Origin of the sequence: Nostoc sp. JL23, from assembly GCF_017115065.1 — a bacterium.
In the GTDB taxonomy this organism is placed as follows: Bacteria; Cyanobacteriota; Cyanobacteriia; order Cyanobacteriales; family Nostocaceae; genus Nostoc; species Nostoc punctiforme_A.
Window position 1 is genome coordinate 1 of record NZ_JABXKN010000060.1, and the last position, 11,858, is coordinate 11,858.

9 protein-coding genes and 3 pseudogenes are annotated in these 11,858 nt (G+C 43.3%); 5 read left to right on the plus strand and 7 right to left on the minus strand.

The annotated features are described in order from the left end of the window. Positions 1–123 precede the first annotated feature (123 nt). The gene (locus HWQ42_RS12590) at positions 124–657 is read left to right on the plus strand and encodes an SGNH/GDSL hydrolase family protein (RefSeq protein ID WP_292812414.1); all 534 of its coding nucleotides are present in this window, start codon (positions 124–126) and stop codon (positions 655–657) included. Between the two features lie 364 nt (positions 658–1,021). Here the strand turns inward: HWQ42_RS12590 and HWQ42_RS12595 are convergent, their stop codons facing one another. The 4 genes from HWQ42_RS12595 to HWQ42_RS12610 form a co-directional block, all read right to left on the minus strand. After that, positions 1,022–2,707, minus strand: a complete 1,686-nt coding sequence (locus tag HWQ42_RS12595; RefSeq protein ID WP_292812415.1) for an alpha/beta hydrolase — start codon at positions 2,705–2,707, stop codon at positions 1,022–1,024. A gap of 286 nt (positions 2,708–2,993) precedes the next feature. Next, positions 2,994–6,218 carry an efflux RND transporter permease subunit gene (locus HWQ42_RS12600; protein ID WP_292812416.1) on the minus strand — a complete coding sequence of 1,075 codons (3,225 nt, stop codon included), beginning with the start codon at positions 6,216–6,218 and terminating at the stop codon, positions 2,994–2,996. Positions 6,219–6,552: 334 nt separating this feature from the next. Beyond that, the gene (locus HWQ42_RS12605; protein ID WP_292812418.1) at positions 6,553–7,965 is read right to left on the minus strand and encodes an efflux RND transporter periplasmic adaptor subunit; all 1,413 of its coding nucleotides are present in this window, start codon (positions 7,963–7,965) and stop codon (positions 6,553–6,555) included. A gap of 171 nt (positions 7,966–8,136) precedes the next feature. Next, the gene (locus HWQ42_RS12610) at positions 8,137–8,406 is read right to left on the minus strand and encodes a hypothetical protein (RefSeq protein ID WP_292812419.1); all 270 of its coding nucleotides are present in this window, start codon (positions 8,404–8,406) and stop codon (positions 8,137–8,139) included. A gap of 104 nt (positions 8,407–8,510) precedes the next feature. Between HWQ42_RS12610 and HWQ42_RS12615 the strand changes: the two genes are divergently transcribed. Next, positions 8,511–8,636 (plus strand): hypothetical protein, encoded by a 126-nt coding sequence (locus HWQ42_RS12615; protein WP_292812420.1) that lies wholly within the window; start codon positions 8,511–8,513, stop codon positions 8,634–8,636. 454 nt (positions 8,637–9,090) lie between these two features. Here HWQ42_RS12615 and HWQ42_RS12620 read toward each other — a convergent pair. Together HWQ42_RS12620 and HWQ42_RS12625 are read right to left on the minus strand one after the other, a co-directional pair. Then, positions 9,091–9,198: pseudogene (locus HWQ42_RS12620) on the minus strand (cyclic nucleotide-binding protein); the annotation flags it as partial. 162 nt (positions 9,199–9,360) lie between these two features. Continuing rightward, positions 9,361–9,591: pseudogene (locus HWQ42_RS12625) on the minus strand (cyclic nucleotide-binding domain-containing protein); the annotation flags it as partial. A gap of 676 nt (positions 9,592–10,267) precedes the next feature. On the opposite strand from HWQ42_RS12625, the gene HWQ42_RS12630 reads away from it, so the two are divergent. The 3 genes and pseudogenes from HWQ42_RS12630 to HWQ42_RS12640 form a co-directional block, all read left to right on the plus strand. Continuing rightward, on the plus strand, positions 10,268–10,471 hold the full coding sequence (locus HWQ42_RS12630) for a hypothetical protein (RefSeq protein WP_179075810.1): 204 nt from the start codon (positions 10,268–10,270) through the stop codon (positions 10,469–10,471). 240 nt (positions 10,472–10,711) lie between these two features. Further along, on the plus strand, positions 10,712–10,963 hold the full coding sequence (locus HWQ42_RS12635) for a hypothetical protein (protein WP_292812434.1): 252 nt from the start codon (positions 10,712–10,714) through the stop codon (positions 10,961–10,963). Further along, positions 10,944–11,108, plus strand: a pseudogene (locus HWQ42_RS12640) (ISLre2 family transposase); the annotation flags it as partial. The gene HWQ42_RS12635 and the pseudogene HWQ42_RS12640, both read left to right, overlap by 20 nt. 107 nt (positions 11,109–11,215) lie before the next feature. Here HWQ42_RS12640 and HWQ42_RS12645 read toward each other — a convergent pair. After that, positions 11,216–11,713, minus strand: coding sequence for a DNA cytosine methyltransferase (locus HWQ42_RS12645; RefSeq protein ID WP_292812438.1), 498 nt, complete (start codon positions 11,711–11,713; stop codon positions 11,216–11,218). Between the last annotated feature and the right edge of the window lie 145 nt (positions 11,714–11,858).

Genomic DNA, 11,858 nt, shown 5'->3' on the forward strand with positions numbered 1-11,858 from the left:
CACCCTAATTTTAATTTTTTGCCTCTGAATGCTCTCAAATACTTATTTTTTCGTAGCTCCTTTTAGTGATCGCCTATTGTACCCAAGTTTCTCAAACCCAGTCCCCGTGAGCATTTGCCATTTGTGGATGAGTCTATTACAGAACTGTATGTATTTGGGGATAGTCTTTCGGATACAGGGATGGTATTCCGGGCGACAGGAGGAATGTACCCGCCTAACCCAGCTTACTTTCAAGGGCGTTACTCGAATGGTCGGGTTTGGATTGAGTATCTTGCCGAATCCCTGCATCTATCCTCTAAACAAACTAATAACTTTGCTTATGGAGGATCTACTACTGGCAGTATTGGCAACAGCTATGTACCTTGCTTGCTAAATCAAGTGCAGTCGTTTACGCAGACACATCAAAAGACGAATTCAGATGCTTTGTATGTGCTGTGGGCAGGAGCAAATGATTATTTGCAAGGGATAAGCAGTGCAACTATTCCTGTTAAAAATGTGACAACGGCAATCAATTCTCTAACTGATGTGGGTGCTAAAAAGATTTTGGTAGCAAATTTACCCGATTTAGGACAGTTACCTGCCACTAGAAACAGTGCGAATTCTGTGAATCTTAGTGCATTAACACAAGCACATAATCCGGATCTTGCCAGCCGTTAGCCTTGAAATTCATCTGTTTAGGTTGAAATTCTATCTAGTACAACTTGGCAAAATTAAAAATTAAATAAGTCGGAAGTACAGTTTTGTAACAGGGATTTAGAACAAGACTTAGAGGATGTTTGAAAAGTCCTGTTGTTGGTAGCAAAACGTTTTAGATCCCCCTAAATCGCCCGATAAATTGGAGGACTTTAACTCCGTTTTCCCCCTTTTTAAGGGGGGTTAGGGGGGACCAACAAGTGCCTAAAATCACAGCTAACTACTTTTCAAACATCCTCTTACATACTTGCTTATTTTTTGAACCGGGGGACTTAAACCTACCGAATTTGGTAAAAAGTAAAAAGAAAGAATACTTAATTATTTAATCTCATTTCTTACGAACTAATCCCTGGGGAAATCCTGGTGGTAGCGATCTGACGAAATAGACCTTGATCGGTTCATCGCGATTTGAGTTCTTCACATAAGATGTACTTAGAAAAGGACGATATTCAGTCTGGTGAGCAAGATATACTTTCATGAAAGCTGTACTAAAAGCCTGAAGATGAGTGCGTCCCAATTCTGGATCGCGTCCAGAGAAACGGTTAGAAGATGATAAAATTACGCTACTCACACCACCAATCAAATCAGTATGAGTCCCTTTGTCACCAACACCCAAATACTTGTCTTTGGTAGTCAACCAAGAAAATGCTTGTACTTGTTCCAACAAGACGGGAGTAAGCGTGTCTGAGGCTCCACCAGCAATGACTACAGGAATTTCGATTCGGCTCAGACCTGCTTGCCCAAGAATACTACTAGTAATTGGATTCAGAGCAATCACAGCTTGAACTCGGCGATCGCGTAAATCTAGGTTGCTTAAGTTTTGTTGTATCTGTTCATAATCAGGAGAATTTTTTCCCAGTGCTAAAGCACGACACTGCAACAACAACGAAACATTGACCGGATCGGGTTCAGATTTACAATCTTTCTGCAATTGATTAATATTGATGCGTGCGCCAGCTAAGACTAAGGCTGTGTAACCTCCAAAAGATTGTCCAATCACACCGACTTGTTGAACATTGATTTTTCCTTGTAGCCAGGGATCAGATGTTGAACGCTGTTCTAATTGATCGAGTATAAAAGTTACGTCTAAAGGTCGGTCAATTAATTCTGTGTCTGCAAATACTTGTTGGCTTTTCCCTGTGAGTAGTGCTTCCATTTGGAGAGAATCACTACCAGGATGCTGAGGAACAACAACAGCAAATCCATAGGATGCTAAATTTTCTGCCAAGTAAGCAAAGCTCTCACGATCGGAACCTAGTCCATGAGAAATGACTACAACTGGTGCGGATGATTGACTTTTAGGTAAATAAATATCTGTCTGAATGACTCTAGTTTTAATACTTCCAGTCAGGGATTTACGATTAGTATCCACAAACGCGATCGCTTTTTTCTGCCAAGAAAACGGCCCTGACTTGTTGTATAACTCTGGTAATTTTGAGATATCTACAGGTGGTTCAGTCGATGCTTCTGTAGTAGACTGTCGATCAATTACAGAGAGAGCTTGATTTGTCTCCTTGTTCAGAGTTGAAAGTTTATTCATCAGTGCGAAAAGCTCTTCAGTGTTAATCCGAATACTCTGTGAAGGGAAGTAGCGCATCGTATTCAGGAGTGTTAATCCCTCTGGATCAGCCGCCGCTAGAATCAACGCCGCACGAATTGCATAAAAACCGTTTTGTCTTGAATCTGTTTGAATCAATTCACCCGCAGATTTTAACATCGATTCTCCAATTTCTGAATAGAGAAATTGAGAGACTGCTACGGGACTTAATTTGTGTTTTTCAGTCAAAACCTGACGCAATTGAGCAATATCCTCTGGTTTGAGGTGCTTTTTATATGATACTAGTTGACTGCTAATTTTACCTTCTTGAGCATAAGTTTTTAAATCAGTAACAGGAAGAGAAAATTCTAAAAGACTGTAAGAAAATTTTATTTGTTCAGCACCGAGAGCTGGCATCATTCCCATACTCAACAGCCCGATAGTGGTACCGATCCAAGAAGGAATTTTAAGTTTCATAGCATCGTGTGAATGATTAATTTGACCGTGCCAATTTTGGATTTTGGATTAAAAAAGTTTTTTGATACATGCCCCGCTTCAATTTTAGATTTTGGATTAGACGATAGCGCTGCGTCTTCTCTTCTTAGGCTGCCGCCAACGAGTCCGCGTACTCCTGCGGAGAATCAAGCTAGCAAGAGCGTCTGTCTGCGACACGCTGTTCGCGTTCGTAGAGAGCGTCTTTTAGATTAAGTGGGAATTGGAAGTCAAGCTTGAGAGCGATGGGGATACGATCGCTCTCAAGCAGTTAAGCAGGGGCATCTCCCTGAGACTTGACGACTATTACTTGACTCTTTCCATTCAAAGAGGCTAAATCCCCAGATGCAGTAGGTTCAGGCGATTGGGGTGGCTTACCTTTAGAGGTAAAGTCTGTGAGGTTTTTCACCACCACATAAAGGACAGGCACCAGCAGCAGACTCATGATGACGGAGATAAATAACCCGCCAAACACCGCCGTACCAAGGGATGTCCGGCTGGCTGCACCAGCCCCGGATGACAGTACTAGGGGAAGGAATCCACATAGGGAGGCGATCGTGGTCATGAGAATCGGGCGGAGTCGCTGTTCAACTGCATGGATTACGGCTTGGGCGATGGTCATTCCTTTCTCCCGCGATTGGTTGGCAAATTCTACAATCAAAATCGCGTTCTTACTCGCCAAACCAATCAACATCACCAGTGCCACCTGACAGTATAAATCGTTGACCAACCCGCGCACTGAGACGAATAACAGAGCGCCTAAAATCGCAAAGGGTACTGTCAGTAGGATGATGATTGGGTCGATATAATTTTCGTACTGCGCTGCCAAGATGAGAAACACAGCCACGATCCCAAGACCAAAGATCAGAATCGTTTGTCCGCCAGACTTGGCTTCTTCTCTGGAAATCCCTGTCCAGTCATAACCCAAACCGGGCTGGTCAATCTCCTTAAAAGTCTGCTGCATCGCCTCAATTGCTTGCCCAGAACTGTAACCAGGGGCAGCACTACCTTGAATCTTGATGGAGCGGAATAAGTTGAAGTGGCTGATGGTTTGCGGCCCTGTAATCGGAGTCACTTTGGCCACTTCATTCAGTAGCACCATGTTACCACCTCTGGAACGGACATTAATTTGACCAATATTGTCGGGAGAGTTGCGAAACTGTTCATCTGCTTGGATGTATACTCGGTAGCTGCGCTGGGAGAAGGTAAAATCATTGACATACTGTCCGCCCATGTAAGCGCCCAGGGTACTCATTGCCTCACTAAAATCGATATCGAGGGCTTCTAAGCGATCGCGGTTAATGTCAATCTCGTACTGGGGAGTGCTGGCGGTAAATTGAGTGAACACTTGGCGCAAGGCGGGATTCTGATTGGCTTTGGCAATCAACTGTTGCGCGATCGCCAAAAATTGATCGATACTCAGTTGTCCGTTGCTGCGGTCTTGAAGTTGAAATTCAAAGCCGCCTGTGACGCCATAACCAGAGACGGCGGGTAGGTTGGAGGTGAAGATCAAGGCATCCTGATTTTGGCCGAAGATGTTATTTAGCCGTTGCACGATGGCCTTCACCGAATGTTCTTCACCCTCGCGCTCTTTCCACTCTTTCAGGTTAAAGAAAAACGTCCCCTGATTGGGTCCATTGCCGTTTAAACCAAAGCCGCCAATGACGAGAGACGCTGACAGTTCAGGCACTTCTTTTTTCAGGGTTTGATACACAGTCTGCGTCACTTTTTCGGTGGAGGCGAGGGAGACACCATCGGGAGCCTGAATCAGACCGACGATAATACCTTGATCCTCATCTGGCACAAATCCACTGGGGACGGAAAGATAGATAAACACCGTAGCTGCCAGTCCGAGGATAAATACCCCCACTACAAACATGCGGATGCGGATCAGGAACTTGGTTAGACCCTCGTATTGCTTTAGCACCCAGCTAAAGCCCCGGTTAAACTGCCGAAAGAACCAGCCCAGTGGCCCTCGCCCTTCCCCCTCGGTATGATGCAGGAAAAGTGCCGACATACTGGGGGTGAAACTCAGGGCATTGAATAAAGAAATACCAATGGAGAAGATAATAATCAGTGCAAATTGCCGATACATGATGCCAGTCGCACCCGGAAAAAAGGACACCGGGATAAATACCGCCATCAACACCAAAGAGGTGGCAATCACCGCCCCTGAAAGCTCTCCCATCGTCTCAAAAGCCGCTTGCCGTCGGTCTAAGCCTTGTTCCATCTTAGCGGCAATCCCCTCTACCACGATGATGGCATCGTCTACAACCAGACCTGTTGCCAGTACTAATCCGAACATGGTCAACGTGTTGAGCGAAAAGCCCAGGAGATATGCAAAGGCCAATGCACCAACCAGGGATACAGGAACAGCGATCGCCGGAATGATGGTAGCACGCCAATCTTGCAAAAAGATGAAAATCACTAGCACCACTAGGGCGATCGCTTCCATCAGCGTCTTGACCACTTCTTCAATTGAGACTTCTACAAACTTGGTAGTGTCGTAGCATATAACCGCTTTCAAACCGGGGGGAAAGTTTTTCTCTAGCTCTGCAATTTGGGCTTCCACGGCTTTGGCAGTATTCAGTGCATTACTGCCCGGAAGTTGATAGATCAACATGGCAGCGCCGGGTTTGCCCTGTACCAATGCCGATGTTGTATAGTCCTGTGCACCTAACTCGGCTCGTCCCACATCCTTGAGTTTAACCAGTGTCCCATCGGTTTGGGTCTTAATTACTAGGTTCTCGAATTCGCCAACATCTTTTAATCTACTATTGATACGTAGGGGGAAATTCGAGTTCTGATTTGCCTTCGTGGGCGCTTGACCAATCGACCCTGCCCCCACCTGAACATTCTGAGAAGTTAAGGCACTACTAACATCCGTTGCCGTCAAACCCCGACTGGCTAAAGCGTTTGGGTCAAGCCATAGCCGCATCGCATATTGGCGTTCCCCAACCAGAGTTGCATCTCCCACACCAGGGACGCGCTTGATGGCATCGGTGATGTACAGGTCAACATAGTTACTCAAAAAGATGTTGTCGTACTCGCTATTTTCGGCATAGAAGCCATAAACTAGGAGAATACTGCTAGAACGTGCTAGGGTGGTCAGTCCAGTTTGCCGCACAGACTCAGGTAACGTCGGTTCGGCGATCGCGGCTCGATTCTGGACGTTGACTTGGTTAATGTTACGGTTACTCGTTGGGTCAAACTGAGTTGAAATGGTGCTGGTACCATTGTTACCACTGGTTGAAGTCATGTATTGCATCCCCTCAACCCCGTTTATTTGCCGCTCAACCAAGGTTGATACAGTATTTTCAACAGTTTGGGCATCTGCGCCAATATAGGTGCTGGAGGTTTGTACCTGAATCGGTGCAATTTCCGGTAAGTTGTTAATCGGCAGTAAGGGAATACAGATACCACCAATCAGCAAGATTAAGATGGTGCAAACTGTTGATAAGACAGGTCGCTTGATAAAGGTGTCTGCGATCGACATGATGATTAACTCCTAAGACCGATTTTTTTTCAACGCAAAGGTGAGGCAGTGCGGTCTTCTCCCAAAGGGAGAGGCTAACGCCAAGTGGGTTTCCACGCCAGTTGCTTTAAGTCGGCAGAGCCGCCCAACACACTGGCTCCCCATGAGTGACTGCCGACGCAAAGGTTAGCGCAAAGATACGCAGAGGTTTTTTAAAGATAATTTGCTATGTCCCAAAATAATTAGGCGCATCTTCATAGAGAATTGGTATAAAGATTTCTTAATTCTTTGCGTCCCTCTGCGTTTACCTCTGCCCCCTACCCCTGCGGGAAAGGGAAACGCCTATGCGTTTAAACTAAGGTTGTGGTTGAACGGGTATGCCATCGCGTAGTTTGAGGATATTGGACACCGCTATGCGATCGCCTGGTTTAATTCCTTCTAAAACAGGATAGCGTTCGCTTTGCACCTCACCCAACTTCACAGGTTTTTGATGCACAACGAATTGCGGCTTTTGTTTTGACTTGTCTTCTTCTACCACCTTTTCCTGAGATTTGTTTTCTTCCACCACATAAACAAAACTCTGTCCACCAATGCGATTCACCACTTGAGTCGGAATCAAAATTCCCGTCTGCTGGCTCCAGACAATCCGGGCGCGAACATATTCCCCATCCCGCAATTTGCCATTTGAATTACCAAATCGAGCTTTCACTAATATAGATTGGGCAGATGTATTCACTTGTGGCGAGATAAAGTTAATATTGCCGGTGGTTAAACGCTTACCTGTGTTGGCATCTAGTAGCTCTACAGGTAATCCTCGAAGCAATTGGGCAGCATTGTTGGATGGCACCAAAATTCGCATATCCAGGAGATCGTTTTTGGTAATTGTGGTTAAGTTACCGCCAGTATTCACATAATCGCCTACTTTGACGGAGAAATCGCCAACTATACCATCAAGCGGTGCAACTATCTGCTTCTGGCTCAGATTCACTTGATTTGAGGCCACTTCAGCCTGGGCTTGCTGGACGTTTGATAGTGCCTGATTGACACTTGCTTGGCCTGCATTTACCTGCTTTTGGGCAGCATTTAGGGTGGCGATCGCTGCATCTAGGTTGTTTTTCGCAATATCGAGTTGTTGCCTTGCCTGTGCGCCTTCAGTTACAAGCACCTTAGTTCGCTGGAACTGCACTTGCTGTAATTTCACATCTGCTGCTGCTTTTACTCGATCGGCACTTTTGGCTTCTAGCTGTGCCTGGGCAGTTGTGACAGCTGCCCGATTAGAGTTAACCACAGCAATAGCGCTGGAAATATTGGCTGTAGTCTGATCCAAACTTAGAGACAAAATCGGCGTTCCCTTGCTGACGCGATCGCCACTGGCTACAAATATGCGATCGATTCGCCCCTGAGTTTGGGGCTGAAGCGAAACGCGCTCCTGGGCTTCTAATGTGCCGACAAACTCAGAAGTAGATTGAACTTGACTCGATTCAAGAGTTTGCACCTTAACTGGAAGAGGCGGTGCCTGTGGCGGCGGAGCTTCTCGGTTGCCTAACAGTCGCCAAGCTACAAAGCCCCCGCCGCCAATCAGCAGAACCGCCAGTATAACCCAAAGCCATCTCTTGCGCTGTGGAGGCGGTTTAGAAGCGGTTTCGTCAGTACTAATCCGATCTGTAGATACTGGCGCTAAGACTGAACCTGAGCTGTTTGCAGCACTGTTTTTCAGATCGGCAGTTGGCTCGGAAGATACAGATTCAAATGGGCGATTGAGTGACATAAGATATTCAACTCCGTTAAGATTCGTAATTCAGATTAAATCTGGGTTTCCAAGTTTGGATCTACCGTAAATATTTTTTAAATTGGTATAAACTACAGCAGAAACTCTGCACCTAAAGCAGTGATCTTTAGGATTATTTTTGGCAGCGCTAAGGCAAAAAATATTGGCAGCTTAATCTCTGCGTTCAGCCGCCATTTGCCAAATTCTTTCTAGGGTTTGAATTTGCCGTAGCCGGATTGCTATTAGTTCATCGCGTATTTTGTGCCGCCTTCTAACCCGAACTCCGATATAGAAGAAGACTGCTGCGACACAAATACAGGCAACAAACAAACTATCAAATTGGTTTGTTTGTTGGGTGAGGTCAATTTGATTTAGTTGTTCAGTCACTGAAGCTAGAAATTGGGAGTGTACTGTGATATCAGTGGGAGATAATCTATTCATATATATATGCTTTTTTTAATAATTAGTCTTATCACAACCTACACATTTTTATTTTTTAGGCAAAACCTACGCGTGATTCCTAATCCGGACAATTTATTTTAATCGTGTCTTACTTCTTTGTAGTTACCGCAGCGGCTTCGGCATCTAGTCTAGCGGCGATCGCTTCTAAGGTTGCTTTTTCAGCCTCTTCAATGGTTGCGATCGGTAGGAAGGTTGCAGTAGCTTTCTGAAATTTGGCTAGATTATTGTCAAGTTAAAATTGAATCTCATCTTGAGTTTTTTTGCCGCACATTTAATAGTTACAAATTTTGCCCAATATAACCTCTACCTTTTGAACGTTTTAGTAGAAGTTATACAATTAACACGCTATTTAACCCCTTTTCAAAACATAATTGCTCTTACAAACAATTTCCCTCTATTGCTCTTATTAAGACTTTAAACGCTAAATTTAGGCAATTATATCGCAATCCTAAACTGCAATTAGAACGAATTTTAAATAGACTTTTCCGCGAATCATAAATGTTTATGAGAAAAGGTTTTGACGGATTAGATAGTACCTGCGATCGCGTCAACTCAGATAAGCCAGTTTATTCTGATTCACTTCCAAACTGGCTTCTTCACAAGCTGAGAGGCTGGGAACCCCATCCTTCCTATAAACAATTTGCTTTCGCAGTTCATCAGCCATCAGTAGATCACCTCTACGGCAAACATGGGTGTTTCCTGAACGGCAAAGAGAAACTCTTCCTCATTAAGAAAAACCAGTTTGGTATCTACCTTGGCGATAGCTGTGTAAGGAATGGCACTAAGAAAAGCTGAAACCTGGACGGGGCAGGGTGTAGTTTTTAAGACAATTAAATTTTAGTTGCGTCAAGAAGTTCAACATCTTCTTATTCCCCACACCCCACACCCAAAAGCCAGCTATATCATGGCTTTGCGCTTAACTTAGTGCCATTCAGCTGTGTAAGTTCTATTTTTAACTCCTACAAGTACCCCGACATCGAAAACTTCCCCCGTTTCAATGGTTTCTACAATCTTGCCATTGACTAATATATCTATCTCTCCTTCGAGAATCCCATACATTTCATCACCAGGCTGTCCTTCTTCAAAGATCACTTGGCCTGCTGAAAATACTTTAGGGTCGGATTGTTTTTGAAAGATACTGACTGTTAATACAGGACTTAGCATTAAAGCAACCCCAAAATTCTTTGTTTTTAAACGAAACTTTTGGATAAGCAATAGCTCAACCCAGAAAAGTACACTACTTTCTGTTGATTAACTCTTGACCTCCGCAAAATTCCTGATTAGTTCCCTGACTTTTCACTAAAACATAAAACATCAAATACTTCTTGTATCTTACTAGGTAAATAAATTCAATTTTATCTACCACTTTTGAACGTTTTATGAAAATTTTTATAACTTATACATAAACTAAAACATTTACTCAAACATAATATTTGACTGGGAAGAGTGGGGAAAGCTGTTAACTTATACGTTCTTCAAAGCTTTACGTTTTATCTCGTAGTCAATCACTAAATGAGCAAACCAAACAACCCTCTGTCATATTACAGGAAAAGAGCTTTTTATTTGACCTAATCAGGAGGTTATCTTTTAATCTTTATTCGACCTACCCACAAGTCTCACCTCCTCTAAGACTACGATTTTTTCAGTCATATTTGGTGCTGAAAATCCTAATCACAGTACAGAAAGATTATGAATAACATCTGTGCGATTACGGTCGAATAAGTTTTGACGACAACCAACGTAACAAGCCTGTTCTCATTGAACTTATAGTTTTCGACACAAATGGGCATAGAAAGCAATAATGAATCAATTTTTTTAATTATCTTTAGAGCAGGAGCTTATGAATAGCTACAAGGGAAAATTTACTTTAGAGAACCTCCTTTTTAACGCTAATTTACAGGAATTTACGCACCAGATTAGCGACATCTATGGATTAAGCAACCAAGGTACAATTTCCCACAAAGAGGCTTACACCCAAATTCAAGTTTTATTTGAAGCACTCAAGCGTTCCAAACAGGAACTTAGAATTGGCGAAAACCCTTGACAGTGCAATGCCAAAGACTAATAAGTAGGGGTGAAATTAGCGAGGCTGTCGTAAGCCGCCATTTAACTTTCAAAATCTTTGCTGTGTAGGGAGCAACGCGATTTTGTGAGGTCGGATCAAAAACCAGCGATCGCTAATAAATATATTTAAGTACAATATAAATATTTATACATTAAAAGGCGTATTAACACTGCTTTAAATTTCCGGTTCTATTGTAGGGTCTGAAGATGACTCGTTTTTGTGGCAAAAAAAAGTAGGATTCCCTTTGGAGTAAAGGTTTTGATATCTGACATCAAAACAGGGAGTGCCTACGCGCTTATGAAAAATCATATATATTCTACTTTCGATTTAAGCAAATCATTAGAAAACTTTCAAGAACAAGTTACGAAACTTTTAGAACTAAAGAATATTTCAGAATGGGATGGACGCGTTTTCAGAGAACGTGAGCAAAAAATTAGAGAATTTGCCTTAATTAATTCGCCAAGTTGTTAATTTACGGATGAAAGGTAATAGTAAGTTTTGGCTTCAAGATAACGCAGAAATTATGTTGCACCTCCGTTGTCAATGGATAGCTAAAAGTTGGGATAATTTTTCTGATTCTATCTTTAATTCGTTTATCAAACCTCAAACTGCCTGATAAATTTTATACTTCAATTCGGCATTTAATTGATTTACTGCCATAATTGATACCAAGTCTTAAAGATTTATTGCAGATATATTTGGAAATAATCGTCAAATAATTTACTAGCAATCTTTTTGAGATATCTCATCAAGATGATTTCTCGTGTAATTACGTATGATAGTCGCAAACAAAATTACCTCAAACACAGATGTAAATTTTGGCGATCCCTGGTTGTTAAGTCCTTTTTTATCTCCAGCGTTACTGGTGCCACTACAGGGGAATCCCCCGCACAAAATGTCGAATTGTCCTCGGTGGCAGTGGTAGTTGGTAATATCTGCGTGGATTGGAATTCCTGGTTGTTCATGGCGCAATTTTGATTGAGAATAAGGCGAGATTTCGACAAATTGCTGGACTCGGAATTTGTGGGATAGACCCGCGGCTGATATTCCGTGGTGGCAGAGTCCGCCGATACCAGAGAAAAGAGAAAGGACTGATTTCACTCTTGCGATCGCACTCCTCACCAGTTCATCTGGCATTTCAAAAATTCCCAACCGCCCAATGTAAGGAATCGGTGTAATCTCTCGCGGATTCTCCAGCTTCCAGTGGTATTGCCCAGCCATTCTCGAGCCAGATGCAACTTGTGAGAATCGGCAATCAACTATTGTGACAACGCCAATAACTTGGCCTCGACGGAGACTCTTTAACTCTGGGTGCGATTCGTTCAGTCTAAACCGAGTAATCGGGGGATGACTGGCTTTGATTGAG

Coding starts and splice junctions, on each gene's coding strand:
- HWQ42_RS12595 (WP_292812415.1), bottom strand. CDS start 2,707: ATGAAACTTAAAATTCCTTCTTGGATCGGTACCACTATCGGGCTGTTG.
- HWQ42_RS12600 (WP_292812416.1), bottom strand. CDS start 6,218: ATGTCGATCGCAGACACCTTTATCAAGCGACCTGTCTTATCAACAGTT.
- HWQ42_RS12605 (WP_292812418.1), bottom strand. CDS start 7,965: ATGTCACTCAATCGCCCATTTGAATCTGTATCTTCCGAGCCAACTGCC.
- HWQ42_RS12610 (WP_292812419.1), bottom strand. CDS start 8,406: ATGAATAGATTATCTCCCACTGATATCACAGTACACTCCCAATTTCTA.
- HWQ42_RS12630 (WP_179075810.1), top strand. CDS start 10,268: ATGAATAGCTACAAGGGAAAATTTACTTTAGAGAACCTCCTTTTTAAC.
- HWQ42_RS12645 (WP_292812438.1), bottom strand. CDS start 11,713: ATGGCTGGGCAATACCACTGGAAGCTGGAGAATCCGCGAGAGATTACA.